Below are 25206 nucleotides of genomic sequence, written 5' to 3'. Positions count from 1 at the left end.
TTCTACCATGCCGGGCGGGGGTGGCGGAGAGGGGCTCCTCAGGCGCTCCGCTCGTTCGCCGGTGCGTCCGCGGGAAGGAGCTCGCGCCGCCAGGTCCAGGCGATGGCGAGCGTCGCGGCGATCCCGAACCCCGTGAGCAGGACCACCGCCCGTGTGAAGCCGAGCCAGGCGATCAGCGGCCCCGCCAGCAGGAGCCCGAGCGGAAGCCCGTAGACGGCGAGGATCCGCAGGCCCATCACGCGCCCGCGATAGGCAGGGTTCGGCATGCGCAGCAGCAGCACCGACATCGGGATCATGCAGAAGCTCTGCACGTAGCCGACGAGCGCGAGCAGGGCCATGCCGACGAGGGGAACGCGAAGCTGCGCGAAGCCGATCAGAAGCGGGAGCCAGAGCAGCGCGGCGAGAAGCATCGTCCGCGCCGGAGGCAGGCGTCGCACGGTGGCGGAAAGGCTCAGCGAGCCGAGCAGCGCGCCTGCGGCGAAGCTCGCGGAGAGGTAGCCGAGCCCCGTCCGGTCGAGCCCGTACACGTCATGCGCGACATGCGGCAGCAGCCCGCCGCTGATCGGGTAGGCGGCGAAGTTCATCAGGAAGGCGAGGAACAGCGCGGCGAGAAGCACCGGCATGCGCCGCACATAGGTCACGCCATCGGTGAGGTCGCGCCACGGCGAGGTGATCGCGCCCTCGGTCCGCCGCGCGTGGCGTTCCTCGACCTGCAGGACGAGGGGAATGCTGACGAGATAGAGCAGGGTCAGGACAGCGTAGGCGCGGCCGAAGCCGAGCCAGTCGGCCAGCGCGGGGCCGGAGAGCGCGCCGAGGACGCGGGCGCTGTCGGCGCTCATGCGCGCGATGCCCATCGCCCCCATCAGAAGGCCCTGCGGCATGGTCGCACCGATCAGCGCGTTGCGCATGCCGATATCGGACGGGCGCACGAGCCCCGAGAGCGCGGCGATGACGAAGACTGGTGCGGGGTGCAGCAGGCCTGCGAGGTCGAGCAGGGCAAGGCAGGCGGCAAGCGCCGCATAGGCCGCCCGCATGGCACAGAGCACCCGCCTCTGGCCGACCCGGTCGCCCATCACGCCGAACATCGGCGAGATCAGCGTGCCGAGGAACTGCGAGGCACCGAACACCGAGAGCCAGACAACCGAGCCCGTTGCGGTGAGCACGTACCAGCCGAGGATCAACGTCTCCATCTCATGGGCCGTGGAGGTCGCGAGATCGGCCGGCCATTGGAAGCGAAAGCTGCGCTGGCTGAACGGGGCGAGCAGGCCTGCGGGCTGGCGATCGCTCATGCCGCTTGGGGCACAGTCAACGCGGGCATCTCCTCCGTGCGGCGTCGTGGCGCGCCGACCGGGGCGAGTATGGGCGGGATTCGCCCCGGCGCGAAGGCGGGGCCCGCCTTGCCGGAAGTCCGTGGCGCGCTAATCTCCCAGGCTTCAACGGACAAGGCAGGGAGCGCGCGCGGCATGAGCTGGCTCGAGACATCCTACATGGGCCGCAAGGGCGTCGCGCGCGGCCGCCGAGGCGCGAGCCATGCGCTCACCGAGGCGAAGCAGGGCACCTACCGCTACGTGTACGGCCCCTATGCCGAGCCCGTGCTGACGGTGAAGCCGGGAGACGTGATCGAGGTCGAGACCCACGACGCGTTCGAGGGCAAGATACGCTCCGAGAGCGACAGACCGTCGGAGATCCTGCGCATGCCGTTCCTCAACCCGCAGAACGGGCCGATCGTCGTCGAGGGCGCGGAGAAGGGGGATGCGCTCGCGGTGTCGATCCTCTCCATCCTGCCGCGCGGGGCCCAGCCCGTGGGCACCACGGCGCTGATCCCGGAGTTCGGCGGCCTGGTCGCGACGGCGGCGACGGCGATGCTGAACAAGCCGATCCCCGAGCGGGTGAAGAAGATGGAGGTGACGACCGAGGGCGTGCGCTTCAGCGAGCGCATCACGCTTCCCTACGAGCCCTTCATCGGCACGCTCGGCGTCAGCCCCGAGATCGAGGCGGTCACCTCGCTTCAACCGGACTACTGGGGCGGCAACATGGACCTGCCGGACGTGGCCCCGGGCGCGGTCGTATACTTCCCCGTGCACCATAAGGGCGCGCTTCTCTATCTCGGCGATTGCCACGCGCGACAGGGCGATGGCGAGCTCTGCGGCGTCGCCGTCGAGATGCCTGCGCATGTCACGATCCAGGTCGATCTCATCAAGGGGTGGACGATCCCCGGCGTGCGGCTCGAGAACGAGCGATTCATCATGTCGGTGGGCAGCGCGCGGCCGATGGAGGATGCCGCGCGCATGGCCTATCGCGACCTGATCCGCTGGATGGTCGACGAGTACGGCTTCGAGGAGAGCGAGGCCTATTTCCTCTGCACCCAGGCGGGATCGATGCGGGTGGGCAACATGGTCGACCCGAAATACACGCTCGGCGCCTCGATGCTCAAAGCCTATCTCGCCTGACCGGACAGGAAGGAACAGAAGCGATGGATCTCGGGCTCAAGGGACTGCGCGCAATCGTCACCGGCGGAACGAAGGGCATCGGCCGCCGCTGCGCTGACCTCTTCGCCGAGGAGGGCGCGCATGTCTCGGTCTGTGCCCGCAACGCAGGCGAGATCGAGGACACGGTCGCGGCCCTGCGTGCGAAGGGCGTGACCGCCTTCGGCCAGGCGGTGGACGTCTCGGACAAGGCGGCGCTCGAGGACTGGGTCGCCGCCTCGGCCAAGGCGCTCGGCGGGATCGACATCGTCGTCGCCAACGTCTCCGCGCTCGCGGTGGCCGATGACGAGGAGGCTTGGCGCAAGGGTTTCGACACCGACATGATGCACACGGTGCGCGTGGTGAGCGCCGCGATGCCGCATCTCGAGGCATCCAAGGCGGCCTCGATCACGGTCATCTCCTCCGTGTCGGGCCGCGAGATCGACTTCACCGGTCCTGCCTATGGCGCGTTCAAGGCAGCCCTCGTCCACTACGCCCAGGGGCTCGCCTTCCGCCTCGCGGGCAAGGGCATCCGCGCCAACGCCGTCTCGCCGGGCAACACCTATTTCGACGGCGGTATCTGGCAGTGGATCGAGACCAACAACCCCGCGCTCTTCAAGGAGGCGCTCGCGCTGAACCCGACCGGGCGCATGGCCAAGCCGGAGGAAATCGCGCGCGGCGTCGTGTTCCTCGCCAGCCCCGCCTCCTCGTTCACCACAGGCACGAACCTCGTGATCGACGGTGCGCTGACGAAGGGCGTGCAGCTCTGACCCGTGGGGGGCGGCACAGGCCGTGCCGCCGCATCCCGAAACCTGGCTGAAGGTGACCGAGGCCGGCCTCTACTGCGAGCCCGGCGGCTTCTTCATCGACCCGCTCCGGCCCGTCGATCGCGCCGTCATCACGCATGGCCACAGCGACCATGCGCGGCCGGGCCACCGGGCCGTGCTCGCCACGGCCGAGACGCTCGCGATCATGACGCGCCGGCTCGGCGAAGGCAGGGCGGGGGAGAGCCAGCAGGCGCTCGGCTACGCCGAGGCGCTCGATATCGGCGGGGTGCGCGTCACGCTCCGCCCGGCGGGGCACGTGCTCGGCTCGGCGCAGGTGGTTCTCGAGTGGCAGGGCGCGCGTGCCGTCGTCAGCGGCGACTACAAGACGCGGCGCGACCCGACCTGCGCGACCTTCGAGCCGGTGCCATGCGACGTGTTCGTCACCGAGGCGACGTTCGGCCTGCCCGTGTTCCGCCACCCGCCTGCGGAGGAGGAGATCGCGCGGCTTCTCGCCTCGCTTCGCGTCTTCCCCGAGCGCACGCATGTCGTCGGCGCCTATGCGCTCGGCAAGACGCAGCGCGTGCTCGCGCTCCTGCGTGAGGCCGGCTACGACGCGCCGATCTACGTCCACGGCGCGCTCACGCCGATGAACGAGGTGTATGCCTCCTTCGGCATCACGCTTGGGGATCTGCGCCCGGCGACGGTCGCCAACCGCGAGGCGCTGGCCGGCGCGGTCGTGATCGGTCCGCCAGGCGCGATCCAGGACCGGTGGGCGCGGCGGCTCTCCGATCCCGTCGTCGCATTGGCCTCGGGCTGGATGCGGGTGCGGCAGCGCGCGAAGAGTCGCGGCGTCGAGCTGCCGCTCGTGATCTCCGATCATGCCGACTGGGACGAGCTGAACGCCACGCTCGATGCCGTCGCTGCACCCGAGGTGTGGGTGACGCATGGCGCGGAGGACGCGCTGATCCATGCCGCGGGGCTCCGCGGCATCCGCGGCCGCGCGCTGCATCTCGTCGGGCGTGGCGACGAGGACGAGGCGGTGGCGGAAGCGCCTTCCGTCGCCGGCAGCGCGCCGGACGGCGCGCGCGAGGCGACCGAAGAACCCCCATGAAGCGCTTCGCCGACCTGCTCGAGCGGCTCGTGCTGACGCCCGCGCGCAACACCAAGCTCGCGCATCTGAAGGACTGGATCGCGACGGAGCCTGACCCCGATCGCGGCATCGGGCTTGCCGCGCTGACGGGCGAGCTCTCCTTCGACGCGGCGAAGGCCGGCCTGATCCGCACCCTCGCAGCCGAGCGGACCGACCCCGTGCTGTTCGCGCTCTCCTACGACTTCGTGGGCGATCTCGCGGAGACCGTCTCGCTGATGTGGCCCGCGCGCGAGGGCGTGAACGAGGCAGCGCCCTCGCTTGCAGCAGTCGCGCGCACGCTCGCCACCACGAGCAGGGGAGAGCTTCCCGGCATCGTCGCCGCCTGGCTCGACACGCTCGACGCCTCCTCGCGCTTCGCGCTGCTCAAGCTCATCACGGGGGGGATGCGCGTCGGCGTCTCGGCGCGGCTGGTCAAGGTCGCGCTCGCGGAACGATACGGCATCGACGTCGCGGAGATCGAGGAGGCCTGGCCGGCGGTCGCCCCGCCCTACACGGCCCTGTTCGACTGGCTCGAGGGGCGTGGCCCGCAGCCGAGGGGCGTGGACGCGCCGGTGTTCCGCCCGCCGATGCTCGCCAACCCGCTCGACGAGGCAGAGCTCGCCGAGTTCGATCCGCGCGAGTTCCGCGCGGAGTGGAAGTGGGACGGCATCCGCGTGCAATGCGTCGCCACCCGGACGGGCGCGAAGCTCTGGTCGCGCGGGGGGGAGGAGATCGGCCACGCCTTCCCCGAGATCGTCGAGGCGATGGAGGGTCTCGAGGCGGTGCTCGACGGCGAGCTTCTCGTTCTGCGCGAAGGCGTCGTCGCGCCGTTCTCGGACCTTCAGCAGAGGCTCAACCGGAAGGCACCCGGGGCGAAGCTGATGCGCGAGCACCCCGCGCATGTTCGCCTCTACGACATGCTGTTCGAAGGGACGGGGGACATCAGGGGCCTCGGCTTCGATGCGCGGCGGGAGAGGCTCGAGACTTGGCTCGCGCGCGAGGCGCCCGCGCGGATGGACCTCTCGCCACTCGTTCCCTTCTCGAGCTGGGAGGAGCTTGCAGCGATCAGGGCCGGCGCGCGCGAGGCGGGCATCGAGGGGCTGATGCTGAAGCGCGCCGACAGCCCCTATGTCGCGGGCCGGCCGAAGGGGCCCTGGTTCAAGTGGAAGCGCGACCCGCTGACGCTCGATGCCGTTCTGATGTACGCCCAGCGCGGCCACGGCAAGCGCTCGTCGTTCTACAGCGACTACACCTTCGGCGTCTGGCGCGGCGAGGAGCTCGTGCCCGTCGGCAAGGCCTATTCCGGCTTCACCGACAAGGAGCTGGCCTGGCTCGATCGCTGGATCCGCAACAACACGATCGGGCGCTTCGGGCCTGTGCGGGAGGTGGAGAAGGCGCTGGTTCTCGAGGTCGCGTTCGATGCCGCGCAGCGCTCCTCGCGCCACCGTTCGGGCGTGGCGCTGCGCTTCCCCCGCATCAGCCGCATCCGCACCGACAAGCCGGCCGCGGAGGCGGACAGGATCGAGGCAGTTCTGGCGCTGCTCGATCCTGCTGGACGGTAAATCACCGGGCGTTCCCGCCTCTGCGACGACGGCGCCGTGTCCCGACTTGACCGAGATCAATGCGCCGAGCCGCTCGTGCAGGCGTGATCGCGGTCAGGCGCCGAGGCCTGTGCATCACGTCGACGGCAACGGGGATCTTTGTCAGTGCGCAAGCGTCTCCTGACCCGACCGGGCATGACGGCGCTCGCCACGGTGGCATTGGTCGCCTTGTGCGGTTTTCCAGCCGACGGGCGACGGGACCCGTCGGTGATCGTCGACGGTACGGTGATCGATTCCATTCCGCGCGTTACGGGCGGCCGCTCGCCCCTGGCGCAGTCGGCAATGGTCGGGGCACAGCCGGCGGTGCCACGCGCCGGAATGCCGGAGGCGCGTTCTGGTCCCTTCAGTCGGCCGTTCGCGCTCACCTTCTTCCTCGGCGTTTCCATCGACGACGTACCGTTCAGCGAAACCGTGCTGCAACCGTGGAACGGCACCTGGGGAAGCGACACGCTTGTCGGCCTCGCCGGGTCCTACGAGGTGGCGCGGTTCTGGCGCTGGTTCACGCTGGAGCCGGAGCTCGGAATTGCCGGGCGGTTCGGTTCCACCGACAGCGTCGAGCTCTGGGGCGCGCTCTATCTCCGCTTCGACGGCTTCCCCTGGCGTGAGCACCTCTACACGACCGTGGCGGTCAGCACCGGCCTGAACTGGATCTCGCACCTGCCCGAGGCCGAGGCGGGACCGCCGTCCCAGCCGGAGCCAAATACGTCCAACGTCCTGCACTACTTCGCCCCCGAAATCACCTTCGCCCTGCCGCAGTACAGGCAATACGAGCTCGTACTGCGCTACCATCATCGGAGCGGCGTGTTCGGCGCGATCAATGGCGTCGAGGACGGCTCGAACGTCATCAGCCTCGGGTTGCGATACCGCCTGCCGGTGCGTTGACGCGGCGCGGCCTGCGTGGCTTGGTTCGCGCGCACCACGAACCGAGGAAGGATACGCGCTGATGGCCATCGTCCCCAATCACGCCAAGGACCGCATGAAGGCAGGCGGGCTCGCGCTGGGCCTCGGCCTGCATCATCTCCGCACCACGGCGTCGGGCATGCTTGGCGAGGCGGCCGGGTTCGACTGGCTGTTCATCGACGCCGAGCACGGCGCGTTCAGCGAGGACCAGGCGACGCAGATCGCGCTCGCCGCGCTGCCGACGGGCTGCACGCCGATCGTCCGCGTCTGCAAGGGTGCGCTCGACCAGGCGCCGCGTGTCCTCGACAACGGCGCGATGGGCGTCGTGATCCCGCATGTCGACACGGCGGAGGAAGCGAACGAGGTCGTTGCCGCCTGCAAGTATCCGCCTGTCGGCCATCGCAGCCTCGGCGGGCCGCCGGCGCAGGCGCGGTTCGCCGTGATGCCGGCGGGCGAGCTGATGGCGAAGCTGAACGAGCAGCTGCTGACGATCGTGATGATCGAGACGCCGCGTGCCGTCGAGAACGCCGAGGCCATCGCGGCCGTGCCTGGCATCGACGTGCTTCTGATCGGCACCTCCGACCTCACCGCCGAGATGGGCATTCCCGGCCAGCTCGGGAACGCGAAGGTGAAGGCAGCGTATGAATCAGTGATCGCTGCGTGCAGGAAGCACGGCAAGTTCCCCGGCATGGGCGGGGTGTACGACGAGGAGAACGCCGGCACCTATATCGGCATGGGCATGCAGTTCATCCTCTCCGGAAGCGACCATGGGCTGCTGATGCCGGCGATGAAGTCCCGCACCGGCTTCCTGCGCGGGCTCAACAAGGCCTGAGCCGACGCGCGCCGGCCCACGAAACGGCGCCGGAGCGTTCCGGCGCCGTTTTCTTTTCGGCTCACTCGTTGAAGTAGAGCCGCGCGGGATTGTCCCTCAGGATCATGTCGCGGACCTTCGCGTCCGGCACCCAGTCGAGCAGGAGGTCGAGCTCCTTCGCATCGTCCGGCTTCGGTTCCATCTTCGGGTGCGGCCAGTTCGCGCCGTAGAGCAGCCTGTCGGGCCGGAGCTCGACGAGCGCGCGCACGCGCTGCTCCACGTCCTGGTACGGGTAGCCCGTGGCGGAGGCGTAGTAGAAGCCGGAGAGCTTCACGTAGACATGCCCCTTCTCGAGCAGGCGCAGCACCCCCTGGAACCCGGGGTGCGTCGCCGAGGACATCGCTCCCGGCCCCGGCGGGATGCGGCCGAGATGGTCGATGACGACGGGGCAGGGAAGACCGTCGATCACCGCGTTCCAGGCCTCGAAGTCGATCCCGTTCGGGTCCTGCATGATGATGTGCCAGCCGAGCGGCGCGATGCGTGCCGCCATCGGCTTCACGTCGGACAGCTTCAGGAAGGGTGAGCCGAAGAAGAAGCGCAATCCCCGCGCGCCTTGCGCGTGCAGCTCGCGGAACCCCTCCTCCGTCTCGTCGGGCCGGGTGACGACGACGGCGCGTGCCCGGTCATGCCCCAGCCGCGCGACGGCTTCGAGGGTGCAGCGGTTGTCCGTGCCGTAGGCGCCGGCCTGCACGATGGCCGTGCGGTCGAAGCCGAGCCTCGCGAGCATCGCGCCGAAGGCCTGCCAGTCATAGGTCTTCTCGCCGAGCTCGGGCAGAGCGTAGGGGAACCGGTCGGGGTCGTAGACATGGCTGTGGCACTCGATGGCGCCGCGGGGCAGGACAAGCGTCGGGCGGGTCGTTTGCTCGGGCATCTCGGCGTCGCCTCCTCGGTCTTCGATTTGCGGGGGAGTGTAGGCGGGCGGGTCGTGATCCGTCAGGGGTGCGATCGCACTTGCGAAGCGTTCGCAATCCGGCTAGCGTCGCAAATGAGAATGAGTTGCAACGGCCGCGCGGCCTGATGGCCGGCGGCGCATCGCCACCGATCGTGAGGATTATGCTCGATGAAGCGTTCCACTCCCCTCGTCGCCGGCATCCTCGCCGAGCTCGCCACCGGCGAACGCCGGAAGCCGCGCCTGGCCCGCCGCGCGATCATCGCCGGCCTCGGCGCCGCCGCCGTGCTCGCCCCTGCCATGGCCTTCGGGCAGGAGCGGGTGGTGAACGTCTATTCCTCGCGCCACTACGACACCGACCGTGCCCTCTATGACGGGTTCACGCAGGCAACGGGCATCCGCGTCCGGCTGATCGAGGGCGACGCGGACCAGCTGATCGAGCGCATCCGCAACGAGGGAGCGAACAGCCCGGCCGACGTGCTGATCACCGTCGATGCCGCGCGGCTCGAGCGGGCGAGGGCGGCCAACATCCTCCAGCCTGTGCGAAGCCAGGTTCTAGAGGGTCGCATCCCCGCCCATCTCCGTGACCCCGATGGCAACTGGTTCGGGCTGTCGAAGCGCGCGCGTGTGCTGATCGTGCCGAAGGACTGGACGCCGCCGATCCCGCTCGCGCGCTACGAGGATCTCGCCAACCCGGCGCTGAAGGGCACGGTCTGCGTCCGGTCGTCCAATCAGGTCTACAACATCTCGCTTGCCGGCTCGATGCTCGCTGCCAACGGCGCCGAGGCGACGGAGGCGTGGGCCAAGGGGGTGGTCGCCAACATGGGCCGGCCGCCGCAGGGCGGCGACACGCCGCAGATCCAGGCGGTGGCAGCCGGGCAGTGCCGCATCGCCGTCTCCAACACCTACTATTTTGGCCGGCTCGCCGCCTCGGAGAAGCCCGAGGAGAAGGCGATGGCCGACGGGCTTCGTGTCGTGTTCCCCAACCAGGGTGACCGTGGAACCCATGTGAACGTCTCGGGTGCCGCCGTGGTGCGGAACGCGCCGAACCGGGATGCGGCCGTTGCCTTCCTCGAATACCTGACCTCGGTGAAGGCGCAGGAGATGTTCGCGAACGGCAACTTCGAGTACCCGGTCGTGGACGAGGTGAACGTCCACCCCGTGGTCGCCTCGTGGGGCCGCTTCACGGAAGACCAGCTGAACGCCGTTGCCTATGCGAAGAACGGTGCCGAGGCGCTGACGCTGATGCAGCGCGCCGGCTGGCGCTGAGAGGAACGGGGCGCGGCGTCCTGCCGCGCCCTTCTTTCGGCCTTTAATTTGCGAATGCCTCGCACTCGCATGATTGATGGATCCAACCGCATGACCCGACGCCTGATCGAACCGCGGATGACCGCCGTCGCCAGCCTCCCCCGCGTGGCCGAACTCGGCCTCGGTGGCCAGCTCATGCTGTGCGCGGCGCGGACCTGGACGGCGGGCGAGGTCTCGGGCGTCGCGAGCCCCTGCGCCCTGTTCCGCTGCGCCGGGCTTGCTCCGGATGCCTTCGCGGCCTTCGCCAGCCTTCTGGCCCTCCTCTCTGCTTGCCCCTCCGGCCCTGGCTTCGGCTCGATCCACGATGCCTGGCTGTCCGAGGGCGAGGAACAGCTGGTCGAGGCGATCGGCGCGCTGCAGGCAGGAGAGCCCTGGCGTGCCCAGCGCATCATTGCCGGGTGGGTTCCGCCCGCTGCGGCGCCACGCGCCGTCGGTCTGATGGCGAGCATCGCGCGAAGCCTCGCCGACGCCGCGTTGCCGATCACAACGAAACCTGACCGCCCGGTCGTGCATTGACTGGGTGGCGAGCTCGGGACCCCTGCGTACCTCACTCTCCCCGCGCGGGGCTTTCCGGGACGCCGGGCGCCGTCCCCTCACTTGCGCTCCAATCGCTCCGTTCCACACTCGCCCCGCCTCGTGCGGGGCGTTTTTTTTGGTCAGTCGTGCCCGGCCCGCTTCATTGCCCGGGCGAGGATGGCAACGGGGATGAGGCCGGCGGCAACGATGACCAGCGCAGCCGTCGAGGCCTGCGCCAGGCGTTCGTCGGAAGCGAGGTTGTAGACGCGCACGGCAAGCGTATCGAAATCGAAGGGGCGGACGATCAGCGTTGCCGGCAGTTCCTTCATCGTGTCGACGAACACGAGGAGGGCGGCGGAAAGCAGGCTTCCGCGGATCAGCGGCGCATGCACCGCGGCGAGGCTTCCCGCCGGTCCGCGGCCGAGAACACGGGCGGCATCCTCGACGCTCGGGCGGATCCGTGCGAGCCCGGCCTCGACGGTCGAGAGCGCGACGGCGAGGAAGCGCGCGACGTAGGCGAACACCAGCGCAGCGATCGTCCCCGAGAGCAGCAGGCCGGTGGAGATGCCGAACTGTGCCCGCATCCAGCGGTCGAGCGCATTGTCGAACAGCCCGAACGGAACGAGCACGCCGACGGCGATGACCGAGCCGGGCACCGCGTAGCCGAGCGAGGCGACGGTGACGGCCGCGCGCATCGTCGCGGTCGCCCGCAGCCGGGCGCCATAGGCCATCACCACCGCGACGGCGACGGCAAGTGCCGCGGCAAGGGCCGCGAGAACGATGCTGTGCCGCGCGAAGGGCAGGACGTGCAAGGTGCTGTCGCCGTCCTCGAGCGCGAGCTGCGCGAGCCGCAGGGCCGGCACCGCGAAGCCGAGCAGGACAGGCAGCGCGCAGGCAAGCGTCGCGCCGGCCGCGCGGAGGCCCGCCATCGGCACGAGCGTGATCGCCTGGTGCTTCGAGCTCGTGTTGAAGAAGCGCCGCGGCCCGCGGGCGAGGCGCTCGAGGAGCAGAAGCGTCGCGACCACGCCCATGAGGCAGGCGGCGAGCTGCTGCGCGGCCGTCCGGTCGCCCATCTGGAACCAGGCCTGGTAGATTCCGGTCGTGAAGGTGCGCACGGCGAAGTGCTGAACCGTGCCGAAATCGGCCAGCGCCTCCATCACCGCAAGCGCCGCGCCGGCCGCGATCGCCGGTCGCGCCAGCGGCAGCGCCACGCGGCGGATCATCGCCATCCGCGAGCAGCCGAGCGTGCGTGCCACCTCGGTCAGGCACACCGACTGCTCGAGGAAGGCCGCACGGCAGAGCAGGTAGACATAGGGGTAGAGCACGAGACCGAACATCAGCACCGCACCGCCGAGCGAGCGGATCTCGGGGAACCAGTACTCCCCGAAGCGAACCCCGAGCCCCGCCCGAAGCGCGGACTGCACGGGCCCGGTCACGTCGAGCATGTCGGTGTAGACGTAGCCGATCAGGTAGGCGGGCATCGCCAGCGTCAGGAGAAGTGCCACCTCGAAGACGCGCCTGCCGGGGAAGTCATGCATCGTGACAAGCCAGGCGGTGCCGGCGCCGATTGTGATGGCAAGCGCCGCGGTGCCGGCGGAGAGCAGGATGGAGTTCAGCACGAACTCCGCGAGAACGGTCTCGGCGAGCTGGCGCCAGACCTCCCCCGCCGGCGCGACGGCCCCGGCAAGCACGGCGATGAGCGGGGAGGCCACGGCGGCGGCGGCCACGAGGGCGGCGACCGTCCAGCCCGAGGGCAGGCGCGGCCGGGAGGAGGGCGCCGTTCCGGCCACGGTGGCGGTGGCTGTCATCGCCCGCGTTCTTGTCTGAGAATGCCTCGCATTTGCGCCACCATGCGGCAGTTCCGCCCGGTGCGCCAGAGGGGGCGGGGGCGGAACTACTCCGCGGCGCCGCGCTGCTGCCAGGCGGCGAGCGAGATCCGCGGCATCTCCAGCCTGTCGGTCGTGCGCAGGTAGCCGCCCGCCCCGTGCATGCGGCCGATCAGCCCGAGCCTGGGCGTATCGATGTAGCAGCGTGCCGGGTCGAGCACGCAGGCATCGTCGATGTGGAAGGCGAGCACCTCGCCGAGGACGACCGCCCGGCCCTGGCCGAGCTCGATCAGCGTGTGCAGCCTGCATTCCACCGCGACCGGGCTCTCGGCGATCCGCGGCGGGGCGACATGGCTGCTCTTCGCCGTCGTCAGGCCTGCCTCGGCGAGCTCGTTGACGCCCGCGGGAAAGTCGATCGCGGTGACGTTCATCGCCTCTGCCGTCCTGTCCGTCACGAGGTTGACGACGAACTCGCGCGCCCGGCGGATGTTCTCGCCGGTGTCCTTGAGCCCCTCGCGCTTCGGCCCGATGCCGATGGCCACGACCGGCGGCGAGCCGCTCATCGCGTTGAAGAAGCTGTAGGGCGCCGCATTCGGCGTGCCGTTCTCGTCGAGCGTCGTCACCCAGGCGATCGGCCGCGGCACGACCGTGGAGACGAGAAGCTTGTAGGTGTTCTCGGGTGAGAGCGAGGCGCAGTCGAACAGCATCGGGTGGCTCCGCGGCGTTGGGGCGATGGCGTCGGTTCTGACTTGGGGGCCATGCGGCGGAAGGGCAATCGCCGCCGCGCGGGACGCTGCCCGGACATTGCCGGAAATTCATCCTGGATTAAGGCCGCGCCGATAGAGACGGAGACCCCCATTGGTGATCGTGATCAAGGCCTGGCGCATGACCCTTCTCGGCAATCTCCCCCTTCGGACCAAGCTCGGCATCTTCGCGGTCGTGCCGATCGTGCTGCTCGGCGGGCTCGTCTTCGCCGTGATGGGCCAGCTCGGCGATGTCCGGCAGGGCCGTGTGCATGAGCAGGAGGATGTCGACACCGAGCGCCGCGTGCGGGAAGTTGCCGTCGCCGTCTCCGCCCTGCCGACGCAGAACCGCGCGATCTTCGCCGCCCAGACCGGCGCAGAGCTCGCCGCGATCCGCAAGGAGGCGGACCGGATCACCACCGCCGCGACCGCTGAGATCGCCGAGATCGCCCGCCACGAGACCCATGAGGTCGATCAGGGCTCGGTGAAGGCGCTCGGCGAGCAGGTTGCGGTGCTGAACGGTGCCGTGCTGAAGGCGGCGGATCTGCGCGCGAGCCTCATCGCCACGCGCGACGATGCCTTCTTCCCGCTCGGCCAGAGCTACGACATGCGCTTCGAGGGCTCCTTCGCGGGCATCGAGCTCGAGGGCCTCGACGCGACGATGCTCGAGGAGCTGCGCGGTCGCCTGCTGGCCGTCAACGGTGCCGCGTCCGACCTCCGGATCGCCGCGCTTCGCTACCTCGCCACGGGCGATGCGGGGCAGATGCAGCGCGTCCGTCGCGCGGCGGCGACGGCGCGGACGCATATGCGCGGCGCCTCGGGCGTCGAGGTGAACGCGCGCATGAAGGACGAGCTCGGCGAGCTCTCCCAGGCGCTCGAGCAGCTCGTCGAGGCCTCGATGCGGCTCGGCACGCTGTCGGGCGAGCTTGCGGAGCATGACCGGACCGTCACCGCACCTGCCGCCCAGGCGCTCGAGCAGATGGCGGCGGCCGTTGCCACCGCCTATGTCGGCGAGGCGCGCTCGGCCGGGCTGCGGCTCGAGGCGATCATCTCCGCCGCAGGCACGACGGTTCTCGTTCTCGCCGGCGCGATCGCTCTCCTGATGGTCGCGACCTCCGTCTCGACCGCGCTGATCGTCGGCCGGCCGGTCTCGCGCATCACCGGGCTGCTGCAACGCATCGCCGGCGGCGACACGCGCTTCACCCTCGAGGAAACCGCGCGGCGCGACGAGTTCGGTCGGATGCAGAACGCCGTCGCGCGGCTACGCGGCACGGTTGAGCAGGCCTTCGCGCAGGGCCAGATGCTCGGCCAGTTGCCGATGGCCGTCATCGTCGCAGACCCGCGCGACGAGTTCCGCATCACCTACGTGAACGAGGAGACGCGTCGCGTTCTCGGCACGGTCGAGCACCTGATGCCCGTGAAGGCAGACGAGCTCGTCGGCAAGAGCGTCGATCTGTTCCACCGCAACGCCACACACCAGCGCACGCTTCTCTCCGACCCGAAGAACCTGCCGCACCGCGCGCGCATCAAGATCGGGCCGGAGACGATGGACCTCCGCGTCAACGCCGTGCTCGACGCCGCGGGCGAGTATGTCGGTGCGATGCTGGTGCTGAACCTCGTCACGGCCCAGGTGAAGCTCGCGGACAATTTCGAGGCCTCTGTCGCGCGGGTTGCGCGCAACATGGGCGAGGGTGCAGCGGGGGTGAAGACGCTTGCCGAATCGATGAGCGACACGGCGTCGGACACGGGCAAGCGCGCCGTTGCCGTCTCCGCCGCCACCGAGCAGGCCTCTGCCAATGTCCAGACCGTCGCTGCCTCTGCCGAGGAGCTTGCGGCCTCGGTGCGGGAGATCAGCCGCCAGGTTGCCGAGAGCGCGCAGATCGCCGCGCAGGCCGCGCGCGAGGCTGATGCGACGGACGGGACGGTGGCGGGGCTTTCGGATGCCGCCGCCCGGATCGGCGACGTGGTCCGGCTGATCGGCGATATCGCGGGCCAGACCAACCTTCTCGCGCTCAACGCGACGATCGAGGCAGCGCGCGCCGGCGAGGCGGGCAAGGGCTTCGCGGTGGTCGCCTCGGAGGTGAAGAACCTCGCCGGGCAGACCGCGAAGGCGACCGAGGAGATCGCCGCGCAGATCAGCGCGATGCAGCAGGCGACCAACGACGCGGTCGGCGCGATCCGCGGCATCGGCGGCACGATCGGGCGGATGAACGAGATCGCGACCGGCATCGCCGCAGCGGTGGAGGAGCAGGGTGCCGCGACGCACGAGATCGCCCGTGCGGTTCAGCAGGCCGCCGCGGGCACGAGCGAGGTCACGAGCAATATCGGCGCGGTCTCGTCCGCCATCGAGGAGACGGGCGACAAGGCCGCGCAGGTTCTCTCCTCGGCGAACGGGCTCGCTGGAGAGGCGGGCACGCTGGTCAAGGAGGTCGAGCGCTTCCTCGCCGACATCCGCACGCGATAGGCGGGACGGCGCGGCCGGCGCCTGAGGGAACGAGCCGCCCTCAGGCGATGCGGTCAGGCGGCTGGTCTCCCGAGAAGAAGGCGTCGAGATTGTCGAGCGCGCGGAAGCCCATGGCGTTCCGCGCCTCGACCGTCGCGCTGCCGAGATGCGGCAGAAGGAAGGTGTTGGCCTGCTCGCGATAGCGCGGGTCGAGCTGCGGCTCGTTGGCGAACACATCGAGCCCCGCCGCGGCCACGTGGCCGGATTTCAGGGCGGCGATCAGCGCATTGTCCTCGACGAGCGTGCCGCGGCCCGAGTTCACCACCACCGTTCCAGGCTTCATCAGCGCGATCCGCTCGGCGTTCAGCCAGTTGGTGAGCGGCCCGCCGCCCGGTGCCGTCAGCGCAAGCATGTCGATCTGCGCGAGCATCGCCGCGGCATCGCTGTGGTAGATCGCGCCGGCCTCCAGCTCCTCCGGAAGGCGCGAGCGGTTGTGGTAGTGCACCTCCATCAAGAAGCCGCGCGCCATGCGCGCCACCGCCCGGCCGATGCGGCCCATGCCGAGGATCCCGAGCTTCTTGCCCGAAACCTGGCGGCCGAGCAGCTGCGTCGGCGTCCATCCCGTCCAGCGTCCCTCGCGCACCAGCCGCTCGCCCTCCGCCGCGCGCCGCGCAGCGCCGAGCAGGAGGAGCATGGTGGTCTCGGCCGTCGCCTCCGTCAGCACGTCGGGCGTGTTCGTCACGGCGATGCCGCGCGCCTTGGCGGCATCGAGGCCGATATGGTCGGTGCCAACGGAGAAGGTCGCGATGGCCTTCACCGAGCCTGGTAGGCGGGCGATCGTGTCGGCCCCCAGAGGGTCGCCGGCGGCGCAGAAGATCGCGTCGGCCTCGGCCGCCATTGCGACGATCCGGTCGGCATCGGCGGGGATGTCGTCCGGGTTCTCGGCCACCACGGCATAGCTCCGCCTGGCCCGGGCCATGACGTCGGGCGGAAAGAGGCGCGTCAGCGCAAGGCGCGGCTTGGGGCGTGGGTCCATCGTCTCGGGCCTCCCGGTGGCGTGCGAGCCGGGCCTTCTTGCGCAACGGCACCCGCGGCGCAAGCCCCGCCCTTGCCTGGCCCGGGCTTGCCCCGGCGGCGATGGCCCTTAGGATGCCCGGCCTTACGCATGGGAGGGCCGGATGGATCTCGGGTTGAAGGGCAAGCGCGCGCTGGTCATGGGCGCCTCGAAGGGGCTCGGGCGCGCGATCGCCGAGGGGCTGGCCGGGGAGGGCGCGACGCTGACGCTCGCGAGCCGCGACCTCGCAGCCCTCGAGGCGCTGGCCAAGGAGCTCTCGGGGAAAAGCGGCGCCCCGGCCCATGCGATCGCGGCCGACGTGTCGGACGAGGCGGGCATGGATGCGCTCGCCGACGCTGCCGTCGCGAAGATGGGGGGCGTCGACATCCTCATCCTCAACCATGGCGGCCCGCCTGTCGGCCCCGCGCTCGACCTCGACCTCGCCGCGCTCAAGGAGCAGTTCGGCAAGATGGTGGTCGCACCCATCCGGCTTGCCATGCGCCTCCTGCCCGCGATGCGGGAGCGGAAATGGGGCCGCATCATCACGGTGGGTTCCTCCGGCATGGTGCAGCCCCTGCCGAACATGGTTCTCTCGAACACGCTTCGCGCCTCGATCGTCGGCTGGAACAAGACCCTCGCCAACGAGGTCGCCGCCGATGGCGTGACCTGCAACATCCTCGCCCCCGGCTCGATCCTGACGGACCGGACGAAGGACACGGCCGGGTTCATGGCGAAGAAGGAGGGGATCACCTTCGAGGCTGCGCTCGCCAAGCGCGCGGCGCTCATCCCCGCCGGCCGCATCGGCACGCCGGAGGAGTACGGCGCGGTGGGCACCTTCCTTGCCTCGGAACGCGCCTCCTACATCACGGGCAGCATCATCCGCTGCGACGGCGGCATCGTGCGGTCGTTCTGAGGGCGACAGGGTGAAGCACGAGGCTCGCCTCGAACCCGACCTCGCGCTTGCCGAGGCGCTGTTCGCTTCGCTGCGCGAGGCGAGCCTCGACCCGCCTGGCGTGACGCGCGATGCCTATGGGCCGGGCGAGGAGCGTGCGCATGCGCTGTGCATCGAGGCGGCGAAGGAAGCGGGGCTCGCCGTCACCCGCGACTTCGCCGGCAACAGCTACGCCACGCTGCCTGGCAAGGCGGAGGGCGGCAGGACGCTTTTGATCGGAAGCCATCTCGACAGCGTCGCGCATGGCGGCAACTACGACGGTGCGGCGGGTGTGCTCGCGGGGCTTGCCGCGCTGTCGGGCCTCGTGAAGGCAAACCATCGCCCGGAAGCGGACGTCGCGGTGATGATGACGCGGGCGGAGGAGACGGTGTGGTTCCCCGTCTCCTTCCCAGGTGCGAAGGCCGCACTCGGGCGACTTCCTGCCGACGCGCTCGCGCTGAAGCGCTCCGACACCGGTCGCACTCTCGCCGAGCACATGCGCGCCCTCGGCTTCGATCCGGACGCGATCGCCGCCGGGCGGCGGCATCTCGACCCGGAGCGCATCGCGGGCTTCGTCGAGGCGCATATCGAGCAGGGGCCGGAGCTGATCGAGGTCGATCGCGCGGTCGCCATCGTCCCCGCGATCAGCGGCGGCTACCGGTTCCGACAGGCGCGCATCACCGGCGAATACGCCCATGTCGGCGGCGCGCCGAAGCGCGTGCGCCGCGATGCGGTGGCAGCACTCGCCCACATCGTCGCCGGCATCAACGCGAGCTGGGACCGGTTCGAGGCGGAAGGCCACCGCATCATGACGACCTTCGGCGTCATCGGCGTCGACCCCGCGATGGCGACATGGAGCCGCGTGCCTGGCGAGGCGCGCTTCACCCTCGACATCCGTGGCGTCGATCTCCCCGCGCTCGCGCGCATGCGCCACATCCTCGACGAGCTGATCGCCGAGGCGGAGGCGAAGCACGGCGTGACGGTGACGCTCGGCCCCGACACGGGGCCGCGGCCCGGCTTCCTCGACGAGGCGCTCGTGCAGCGGCTGCGCGACTGTGCCTCGGCACGGTTCATCGCGTGCCACGAGATGCCCTCCGGCGGCGGGCATGACGCGCTTGCCTTCCACGAGGCGGGCGTGCCTGCGGCGATGCTGTTCATCCGCAACCAGAACGGCAGCCACAACCCCGACGAGGCGATGGAGATGGCCGACTTCGCCGAGGCCGCGCGGATCCTGGCCACGCTCGCCGCGACCCACCAGGGCTGAGAGAGATGCGACCGAACCTGACCCCCGATGTCGAGCTTGCCGAGCGGCTGTTCGGCGCCTTGCGCGAACGCACGCATGACGGCGTCGGCATCACCCGCGAGGCCTTCGGGCCGGGCGAGCGCATCGCCCATGCGCTCGTGCGGGAGGAGGGCGAGCGCCTCGGCCTCGAGGCGCGCACCGACCATGTCGGCAACCTCTACCTGACCCTTCCGGGGGCGGACCGGTCGGCCCCCGCCGTGCTGATGGGAAGCCATCTCGACAGCGTGCCGCGAGGCGGCAACTTCGATGGCGCGGCCGGCGTGCTCGCGGGGCTCGCGGCCGTCGCAGGAATGAAGCGCGCGAGCTTCGCGCCCGCGCGCGACGTGACCGTCATGGCGATCCGCGCTGAGGAGGCAGGGGCCTGGTTCCCGACCTCCTATCCCGGAAGCCGCGGCGCGCTCGGGCGGCTCAAGCCCGAGGAGCTCGACGTCAGGCGGCAGGACAGCGGGCGGAGCCTCGCCGAGCACATGCGCCAGGAGGGATTCGACCCCGAGGCCGCGCGCGCAGGCAAGGCGGTTCTCGGGCCGCACAACGTCGCGGCCTTCCTCGAGCTGCACATCGAGCAGGGCCCGGTTCTCGACAGCGATGGCATCCCCGTCGGCATCATCACCGGCGTGCCCGGCTCGCGCAGGCTTCGTGCCGCGCGCGTCGTCGGCAGGTACGACCATTCGGGCGCGACCCCGCGCCGCTACCGCCATGACGCAGCGATCGCGCTTGCGGAGCTTGCGCACAGGCTCGACGAGGAATGGGCGCGGCTCGACGCGGCGGGGCGCGAGATGGTGTGTACCTTCTGCGTGCTCGCAACCACCGAGGAGGCGGGGTTCACCAAGATCCCCGGCGAGGCGCGGTTCCAGCTCGACGTACGCAGCGTGGTACCCGCCTATTGCGACGCGCTGTTCGACGCCCTGCACGCGATGATCCCGGAGATCGAGGCGCGCCGCGGCGTAAGGGTCGAGCTCGGCGCCGAGACGGGCTCCTCGCCGGCGCTGATGGACAAGGCGATCCAGGACGGGCTCGTCCGCGCCGCGACCGCGCTCGGCATCGCGCACAAGGTCATGCCTTCGGGCGGCGGGCACGATGCCGCCGCCTTCGCTGCCGCCGGCGTGCCGGCCGGCATGGTGTTCGTTCGCAACCAGAACGGCAGCCACAACCCCGATGAGGAAATGCGTATGGAAGATTTCGCGCGGGCCTGCGCGGTCGTGACGACCTGGGCTGCGGGGGTGGCGGGCTGATGGCGACCGCGCGGCTTGCCGTCGATATCGGCGGCACCTTCACCGACCTCGCCCTCGAGGATGGCGAGAAGCGCTGGACGGCGAAGGTGCTGACGACGCCCGCGACACCCGAGAAGGGCGTGCTGGACGGCGTGGCCACCATTCTCAAGGACGCGAACCTCTCGCCTTCCGATATCGGCCTGGTCATCCACGGCACCACCCTTGCGACCAACGCGCTGATCGAGCGCAAGGGCGCGCGCACCGCGCTGATCACCACCGAAGGCTTCCGCGACGTTCTCGCGCTGGGCAACGAGGCGCGCTACGACCAGTACGACCTGCAGATCACCCTTCCCGAGCCGCTCGTTCCCCGGCGGCTTCGCCTTCCCGTGCCCGAGCGCCTCGACAACACTGGCGCGGTTCTGAAGCCGCTCGACGAGGCGGCCGTGCGCGCGCTCGTTCCCCTCCTGAAGCAGGAGCGCATCGAGGCCATCGCCGTCGGCTTCCTGCACGCCTTCGTCAACGGCGCGCATGAGCGCCGCGTGCGCGAGATCCTCGAGGCCGAGCTGCCCGACGTGCCGGTGAGCCTTTCCTCCGAGGTCTCGCCCGAGATGCGCGAGTGGGAGCGGTTCTCGACAACGGTCGCCAACGCCTATGTGCAGCCCCTGATGAGCCGCTACCTGCGCAAGCTCGAGAGCGGACTGCACGAGGCGGGGCTGACGGCGCCGCTGTTCCTCATGCTGTCGGGAGGCGGTCTCACCACGGTCGATACCGCGTGCCGCTACCCGATCCGCCTGGTCGAGAGCGGGCCGGCGGGCGGTGCGATCTTCGCTGCCCACATCGCGCGCGAGGTCGGGCTCGAGGACGTGCTCTCCTACGACATGGGCGGAACGACCGCGAAGGTTTGCCTGATCGACCATTACCGCCCGCAGGCCTCGCGCACCTTCGAGGTCGCGCGCGTCGGGCGGTTCAAGAAGGGTTCAGGCCTGCCCTTGCGCATCCCCGTGATCGAGATGGTCGAGATCGGCGCGGGCGGCGGAAGCCTCGCGCATGTCGACAGCATGGGCCGCATCGCCGTCGGCCCCGAGAGCGCGGGCGCAGACCCAGGGCCGGCCTGCTACGGCCGTGGCGGCACGCTGCCGGCGGTGACGGATGCGAACCTCGCCCTCGGCCGCTATGACCCCGCACATTTCGCCGGAGGCTACCTGAAGCTCTACCCCGATGCCGCGCGCGATGCGCTGGGCCGCGCCGTCGGTACGGCACTCGGGCTCGCGCCCGAGATGGCAGCGCTCGGCGTCGTCGAGATGGTCGATGAGAACATGGCGAACGCCGCGCGCGTGCACGCGATCGAGAGCGGCAAGAACCTCGCGGGCCGAACCCTCGTCGCCTTCGGCGGCGGCGGGCCGGTGCACGGCTACCGCGTGGCGGAGAAGATCGGCGTCACCTCGGTGCTCGTGCCCTCGGGCGCAGGCGTCGGCTCCGCCATCGGGTTCCTGCGCGCGCCCGTCGCCTACGAGGTGGTCAAGAGCCTCTACCAGCGCTTCTCGAGCTTCGACGTGGCAGCGGTGAACGCGCTGCTCGGCGCGATGAGCCGCGAGGCCTCGGAGGTCGTCGCCGTCGGCGCGAAGGGGCGGGAGATGGAGGAGCACCGCCTCGCCTACATGCGCTATGTCGGCCAGGGGCACGAGATCGCCGTGCCGATCCCTGCGCGGGTGCTGACGGAGGCCGACGTTGCCGCCATCCGCGCCGAGTATGACCGGCTCTACACCTCGTTCTACGACCGGCCGGTTCCGGGCTCCGATGTTGAGATCCTCTCCTTCGCCGTGACGATCGCGACCGTTCCGGAACCGGTTTCCCCAGCGCCGGAGGCGGGCGCGGCGGCGCCAGCCGAACCGGCACGCAGCCAGGCCGTGCGCGACACCGCGACCGGGACGGTGGCGGACTGGGCGGTGTATGATCGGGCAAGCCTGTCGCCGGGCTCGACGCTCTCGGGCCCCGCGATCATCGCAGAGGACGAGACTTCGACCCTCGTCGGCCCGGGCTGGACCGCGAGGATCGACGGCATGGGCTATATCCGCCTGACGCGCGGCAACGCCTGAGGAGCAGCGACGATGCACCAGATGGCCAATGACGAGCTTTCTGCGCTCGCCAGGATCCAGACGCAGATCATGTGGAACCGCCTGATCGCCGTCGTCGAGGAGCAGGCGCAAACGATGATCCGCACCGCCTTCTCGACGACGGTGCGCGAGGCGGGAGACCTCTCGGCAGGCATCTTCGACCTCAAGGGCCGCATGCTCGCCCAGGCGGTGACGGGAACGCCAGGCCACGTGAACTCGATGATGGAGAGCGTGGCGCATTTCCTCGCCAAGTTCCCCGCCGAGACGATGAAGCCCGGCGACCACTACATCACCAACGATCCCTGGCTCGGCACGGGCCACCTGCACGACCTCACCGTCGTCACCCCCGCCTTCAAGGACGGCCGCATCGTCGGCCTCTTCGCCAACACCGCGCACATCATCGACATCGGCGGCCTCGGCATGGGGCCCGAGGGGCGGTCGGTGTTCGAGGAGGGGCTCTACATCCCCATCGTGAAGTGCTTCGAGGAAGGCCGCGCGAACGAGACCTTCTTCGACTTCATCCGTGCTGGCTCGCGCACGCCGGTCGAGCTCGAGGGTGACATCTACTCGCTCTGCGCCTGCAACGATGCGGGGGCGAAGCGGCTGATCGAGATGATGGAGGAGTTCGGCATGGAGGGGCTCGACCCTCTTGCCGAGGCGATCTTCGAGGCCTCGCTCCGCGCCACCGAGGCAGAGATCGCGAAGCTTCTGAAGGGTACCTACAGCGCGACGATCCAGTCTGACGGCTACGAGGCGCCGGTCACGCTCGCCGCCGCGATGACGGTGAACGACGCGACGATCGAGGTGGATTTCGCAGGCACCTCGGGCCTGTCGACGCGCGCGATCAACGTGCCGCCGGCCTATTGCCGCGCCTATTCCTGCTTCGGCATCAAGGTGGTGGTGGCACCTGAGATCCCGAACAACTGGGCCTCGCTCCAGCCCTTCCGGATGAAGATCCCCGAGGGCTGCATCCTCAACGCCCCGCGCCCCTATCCGGTGGCGGTGCGCCACGTCACCGGCCAGCTGCTGCCCGACCTGATGATGGGCTGCCTCGTGCAGGCCGTGCCTGACCGCGTCGCGGCGGAGGGTTCCTCCTGCCTCTGGAACCCGCCTTTGCGTGGCGGCACCCAGGTGTCGGGCCAGGCCGCGAAGGTCGAGGATTTCGAGATCATCACCTTCAACTCCGGCGGCACCGGCGCGCGCGCGACGCAGGACGGGCTCTCCGGCATCGCCTTTCCCTCCGGCGTGCGGACCATGCCCGTGGAGGCGACGGAGAATGTCGCGCCGGTCGTGTTCTGGAAGAAGGAGCTTCGCCCCGACAGCGCCGGCGCGGGCCGCACGCGCGGCGGCTTCGGCCAGATCATGGAGATCGGCACCAAGGGCGAGGCGGAGTTCGCGGTCAACGCGATCTTCGACCGGGTGGCGAACGCCCCGCGCGGCCGCAAGGGCGGGGGCGATGGTGCCGCCGGCGTCGTCGCGCTCAAATCCGGCAAGACGCTGCGCACGAAGGGCTTCCAGACCGTTCCGGAGGGCGAGCGGCTCCTGCTCCTGCTTCCCGGCGGCGGCGGCATGGGCGACCCGAAGCAGCGTGACCGCGACCTCATCGCCCGCGACGTGGCGGACGGGCTGATCACGTCCGAGCGGGCGAAGGCGGAGTATGGCTGGACCGGATGACGCAGGCGCGCCAGCCGGCCCGGTCCGGGCTCAGGCGCGAAGGCTCTCCGTCATCGCGCCGTAGACGAGGTTCTTGAAGATCATCCGCGTGCGGAAGCGGTTCGAGGGTCCCTGCGCCATGAGGATGGCGACGAGGCCCTCGGCGCGGTCGATCGTGAAGCTGGTGCCCCAGGCGCCGGCCCACATCGCATCGCCCGGGCTTCCCGCCGCCGTGCCCATCCCGTCATCGAGGCGCACGCCGAAGCCGAGCCCGAAGCCGTAGCCAGGGCCGGTCGAGCCGGCCGGTGTGCCTGCCATGCCGACGATGTGGTTCGACAGCATGAACCGTACGGTGGCGGGCGAGAGGTAGCGCACGCCGTCGAACACGCCGCCATTGGCGATCATCTGCGCGTAGCGGTGATAGTCCGCCGCCGTCGAGACGAGCCCCGCGCCACCCTTGAAGTAGGAGGCATCGCCCGGATCCTCGGTGATGCGGTAGCTGCGCCACATCCGCGACGTCTGCGGGTCGGTCGTCGGCGCCTCGGCGACGCGGGCGCGCTTTGCCTCGGGCACGAACCAGGTCGTGTCGGCCATGCCGAGCGGGCCGGTGAGGTCGCGCGCGAGAAGCCGGTCGAGCCGCATGCCGGCGGCGCGCTCGAGGGTGAGGCCGAGCACGTCGGTCGCGATCGAGTAGTGGAACGTCGTGCCAGGCTGGAAGGCGAGCGGGATGGTGCCGAGCTGCTGCAGCATCGTGCGCGTCGGCACCGGCCCGTTGCGTGCCTCGATGTCGTGCCGCTCGTAGGCCGCGCGGATGGCGGCCGACGGCGAGGCGGGGTTTGCGTAGATGAAGCCGGCAGAGTGGCGCAGCAGGTCATGGATGGTCGGCGGCCGCGTCGGCTGGACGTATTCCGGCTCGGCGCCGGCGCGGCGCATCTCCACCTTCAGCTCCGCGAGCTCGGGCAGGTAGGCGTGCACCGGGTCGTCGAGCTTCATCCGCCCCTGCTCGACCAGCATCATTGCGAGCGTCGAGACGATGGGCTTGGTCATCGAGGCCTGGAGGAAGATCGCATCCGTCGTCAAGGGCTTCGTCTTGGCCGCGTCGAGATGGCCATGCGCCTCGAGATGGATGACCTCGCCCTGGCGCGCGATCAGCGTCACCGCTCCGGGGAAGGAGTTGCGCGCGGCCTCTGCCTCCATCACGCCGCGGATCCGCGCGAGCCGCGCCTTGGAGAAGCCGCGCACCGCGTCGGAGGTGGCCGATGGCGTGACGGCCGGTGATGCTGTGGGCGCGGCGGCCTGCGGGGCTTGGGCGAGCTGGATCTGCGCACTCGCCTTGCCGCCAGCCAGAAGTGCTAGGCCGGCTCCGGCAAGGGCGGCGCGCCTGGGCAGGAATGGGGTTGTCATGGATGTCCTCCTCGGGGATCGCCGGGTGTTGACCGCCCTGGCTCCACAACCATAGCGCGAGTGGGCCGTTGCGCAACC

General features: G+C 70.2%; 20 protein-coding genes. 14 read left to right on the top strand and 6 right to left on the bottom strand.

From position 1 onward, the window contains the following. Positions 1 to 38: 38 nt before the first annotated feature. Positions 39 to 1289, bottom strand: a complete 1251-nt coding sequence (locus FIF60_RS01035) for an MFS transporter (RefSeq protein WP_144182887.1) — start codon at positions 1287 to 1289, stop codon at positions 39 to 41. A 174-nt stretch (positions 1290 to 1463) separates the two neighbouring features. Here FIF60_RS01035 and FIF60_RS01030 point away from each other — a divergent pair, with 174 nt between their 5' ends. The 6 genes from FIF60_RS01030 (at position 1464) to FIF60_RS01005 (ending at position 7694) form a co-directional block, all read left to right on the top strand. After that, a complete protein-coding gene (locus FIF60_RS01030; RefSeq protein ID WP_144182885.1) occupies positions 1464 to 2450 on the top strand; it encodes an acetamidase/formamidase family protein in 987 nt (328 codons plus the stop codon). Positions 2451 to 2473: 23 nt separating this feature from the next. Beyond that, positions 2474 to 3235 carry an SDR family NAD(P)-dependent oxidoreductase gene (locus FIF60_RS01025; protein WP_144182883.1) on the top strand — a complete coding sequence of 254 codons (762 nt, stop codon included), beginning with the start codon at positions 2474 to 2476 and terminating at the stop codon, positions 3233 to 3235. Positions 3236 to 3257: 22 nt separating this feature from the next. Continuing rightward, positions 3258 to 4343 (top strand): ligase-associated DNA damage response exonuclease, encoded by a 1086-nt coding sequence (locus FIF60_RS01020; RefSeq protein WP_144182881.1) that lies wholly within the window; start codon positions 3258 to 3260, stop codon positions 4341 to 4343. Continuing rightward, on the top strand, positions 4340 to 5923 hold the full coding sequence (locus FIF60_RS01015) for a cisplatin damage response ATP-dependent DNA ligase (RefSeq protein ID WP_144182879.1): 1584 nt from the start codon (positions 4340 to 4342) through the stop codon (positions 5921 to 5923). The genes FIF60_RS01020 and FIF60_RS01015 overlap by 4 nt, the downstream gene beginning before the upstream one ends. A gap of 144 nt (positions 5924 to 6067) precedes the next feature. Continuing rightward, positions 6068 to 6844 carry a hypothetical protein gene (locus FIF60_RS01010; RefSeq protein WP_144182877.1) on the top strand — a complete coding sequence of 259 codons (777 nt, stop codon included), beginning with the start codon at positions 6068 to 6070 and terminating at the stop codon, positions 6842 to 6844. 61 nt (positions 6845 to 6905) lie between these two features. Beyond that, complete coding sequence (locus tag FIF60_RS01005) at positions 6906 to 7694, top strand: HpcH/HpaI aldolase family protein (protein ID WP_239451428.1); 789 nt, start codon at positions 6906 to 6908, stop codon at positions 7692 to 7694. A 61-nt stretch (positions 7695 to 7755) separates the two neighbouring features. On the opposite strand, the gene FIF60_RS01000 is transcribed toward FIF60_RS01005, so the two are convergent. Beyond that, positions 7756 to 8604 carry an amidohydrolase family protein gene (locus FIF60_RS01000; protein ID WP_144182875.1) on the bottom strand — a complete coding sequence of 283 codons (849 nt, stop codon included), beginning with the start codon at positions 8602 to 8604 and terminating at the stop codon, positions 7756 to 7758. Between the two features lie 189 nt (positions 8605 to 8793). Between FIF60_RS01000 and FIF60_RS00995 the strand changes: the two genes are divergently transcribed. Both FIF60_RS00995 and FIF60_RS00990 read left to right on the top strand, forming a co-directional pair. Further along, positions 8794 to 9891, top strand: coding sequence for a Fe(3+) ABC transporter substrate-binding protein (locus FIF60_RS00995; protein WP_144182873.1), 1098 nt, complete (start codon positions 8794 to 8796; stop codon positions 9889 to 9891). Positions 9892 to 9981: 90 nt separating this feature from the next. Beyond that, a complete protein-coding gene (locus tag FIF60_RS00990) occupies positions 9982 to 10446 on the top strand; it encodes a hypothetical protein (protein WP_144182871.1) in 465 nt (154 codons plus the stop codon). Between the two features lie 140 nt (positions 10447 to 10586). Here FIF60_RS00990 and FIF60_RS00985 read toward each other — a convergent pair whose 3' ends face one another. Beyond that, a complete protein-coding gene (locus FIF60_RS00985) occupies positions 10587 to 12254 on the bottom strand; it encodes an ABC transporter permease (RefSeq protein ID WP_144182869.1) in 1668 nt (555 codons plus the stop codon). Positions 12255 to 12340: 86 nt separating this feature from the next. Continuing rightward, the gene (locus FIF60_RS00980) at positions 12341 to 12979 is read right to left on the bottom strand and encodes a flavin reductase family protein (RefSeq protein WP_144182867.1); all 639 of its coding nucleotides are present in this window, start codon (positions 12977 to 12979) and stop codon (positions 12341 to 12343) included. 154 nt (positions 12980 to 13133) lie between these two features. On the opposite strand from FIF60_RS00980, the gene FIF60_RS00975 reads away from it, so the two are divergent. Continuing rightward, complete coding sequence (locus FIF60_RS00975) at positions 13134 to 15479, top strand: methyl-accepting chemotaxis protein (RefSeq protein ID WP_239451427.1); 2346 nt, start codon at positions 13134 to 13136, stop codon at positions 15477 to 15479. Between the two features lie 40 nt (positions 15480 to 15519). Here the strand turns inward: FIF60_RS00975 and FIF60_RS00970 are convergent, their stop codons facing one another. Further along, positions 15520 to 16494 (bottom strand): 2-hydroxyacid dehydrogenase, encoded by a 975-nt coding sequence (locus FIF60_RS00970; RefSeq protein WP_144182865.1) that lies wholly within the window; start codon positions 16492 to 16494, stop codon positions 15520 to 15522. A gap of 142 nt (positions 16495 to 16636) precedes the next feature. Here FIF60_RS00970 and FIF60_RS00965 point away from each other — a divergent pair, with 142 nt between their 5' ends. From FIF60_RS00965 to FIF60_RS00945, 5 genes are read left to right on the top strand one after another with little or no spacing between them, the layout of a single operon-like run. Next, complete coding sequence (locus FIF60_RS00965) at positions 16637 to 17425, top strand: SDR family oxidoreductase (RefSeq protein ID WP_144182863.1); 789 nt, start codon at positions 16637 to 16639, stop codon at positions 17423 to 17425. A 10-nt stretch (positions 17426 to 17435) separates the two neighbouring features. Beyond that, the gene (locus FIF60_RS00960; protein WP_144182861.1) at positions 17436 to 18707 is read left to right on the top strand and encodes a hydantoinase/carbamoylase family amidase; all 1272 of its coding nucleotides are present in this window, start codon (positions 17436 to 17438) and stop codon (positions 18705 to 18707) included. Between the two features lie 5 nt (positions 18708 to 18712). Next, the gene (locus FIF60_RS00955) at positions 18713 to 19978 is read left to right on the top strand and encodes a hydantoinase/carbamoylase family amidase (protein ID WP_144182859.1); all 1266 of its coding nucleotides are present in this window, start codon (positions 18713 to 18715) and stop codon (positions 19976 to 19978) included. Beyond that, positions 19978 to 22053 (top strand): hydantoinase/oxoprolinase family protein, encoded by a 2076-nt coding sequence (locus tag FIF60_RS00950; protein ID WP_144182857.1) that lies wholly within the window; start codon positions 19978 to 19980, stop codon positions 22051 to 22053. Before FIF60_RS00955 ends, FIF60_RS00950 begins: the two co-directional genes overlap by 1 nt. 12 nt (positions 22054 to 22065) lie before the next feature. Continuing rightward, positions 22066 to 23745, top strand: a complete 1680-nt coding sequence (locus FIF60_RS00945) for a hydantoinase B/oxoprolinase family protein (RefSeq protein WP_408869784.1) — start codon at positions 22066 to 22068, stop codon at positions 23743 to 23745. Between the two features lie 30 nt (positions 23746 to 23775). Here FIF60_RS00945 and FIF60_RS00940 read toward each other — a convergent pair whose 3' ends face one another. Next, positions 23776 to 25128: a serine hydrolase domain-containing protein gene (locus FIF60_RS00940; protein ID WP_144182855.1), complete on the bottom strand. Its 1353-nt coding sequence runs from the start codon at positions 25126 to 25128 to the stop codon at positions 23776 to 23778. Between the last annotated feature and the right edge of the window lie 78 nt (positions 25129 to 25206).

It is taken from the genome of Elioraea rosea, assembly GCF_007644105.1.
Taxonomy (GTDB): Bacteria; Pseudomonadota; Alphaproteobacteria; order Acetobacterales; family Acetobacteraceae; genus Elioraea_A; species Elioraea_A rosea.
Note: the sequence above shows the minus strand (reverse complement) of the source record. Positions and strands in the feature narration are given on the sequence as shown.

Bases quoted from the DNA above. Each gene is read 5' to 3' on its own strand.
- FIF60_RS01035 (WP_144182887.1), bottom strand. From the start codon at position 1,289: ATGAGCGATCGCCAGCCCGCAGGCCTGCTCGCCCCGTTCAGCCAGCGC.
- FIF60_RS00995 (WP_144182873.1), top strand. From the start codon at position 8,794: ATGAAGCGTTCCACTCCCCTCGTCGCCGGCATCCTCGCCGAGCTCGCC.
- FIF60_RS01005 (WP_239451428.1), top strand. From the start codon at position 6,906: ATGGCCATCGTCCCCAATCACGCCAAGGACCGCATGAAGGCAGGCGGG.
- FIF60_RS00965 (WP_144182863.1), top strand. From the start codon at position 16,637: ATGGATCTCGGGTTGAAGGGCAAGCGCGCGCTGGTCATGGGCGCCTCG.
- FIF60_RS01030 (WP_144182885.1), top strand. From the start codon at position 1,464: ATGAGCTGGCTCGAGACATCCTACATGGGCCGCAAGGGCGTCGCGCGC.
- FIF60_RS00945 (WP_408869784.1), top strand. From the start codon at position 22,066: ATGCACCAGATGGCCAATGACGAGCTTTCTGCGCTCGCCAGGATCCAG.
- FIF60_RS01015 (WP_144182879.1), top strand. From the start codon at position 4,340: ATGAAGCGCTTCGCCGACCTGCTCGAGCGGCTCGTGCTGACGCCCGCG.
- FIF60_RS00950 (WP_144182857.1), top strand. From the start codon at position 19,978: ATGGCGACCGCGCGGCTTGCCGTCGATATCGGCGGCACCTTCACCGAC.
- FIF60_RS00985 (WP_144182869.1), bottom strand. From the start codon at position 12,254: ATGACAGCCACCGCCACCGTGGCCGGAACGGCGCCCTCCTCCCGGCCG.
- FIF60_RS01025 (WP_144182883.1), top strand. From the start codon at position 2,474: ATGGATCTCGGGCTCAAGGGACTGCGCGCAATCGTCACCGGCGGAACG.
- FIF60_RS00990 (WP_144182871.1), top strand. From the start codon at position 9,982: ATGACCCGACGCCTGATCGAACCGCGGATGACCGCCGTCGCCAGCCTC.
- FIF60_RS00980 (WP_144182867.1), bottom strand. From the start codon at position 12,979: ATGCTGTTCGACTGCGCCTCGCTCTCACCCGAGAACACCTACAAGCTT.
- FIF60_RS00940 (WP_144182855.1), bottom strand. From the start codon at position 25,128: ATGACAACCCCATTCCTGCCCAGGCGCGCCGCCCTTGCCGGAGCCGGC.
- FIF60_RS01000 (WP_144182875.1), bottom strand. From the start codon at position 8,604: ATGCCCGAGCAAACGACCCGCCCGACGCTTGTCCTGCCCCGCGGCGCC.
- FIF60_RS00955 (WP_144182859.1), top strand. From the start codon at position 18,713: ATGCGACCGAACCTGACCCCCGATGTCGAGCTTGCCGAGCGGCTGTTC.
- FIF60_RS00970 (WP_144182865.1), bottom strand. From the start codon at position 16,494: ATGGACCCACGCCCCAAGCCGCGCCTTGCGCTGACGCGCCTCTTTCCG.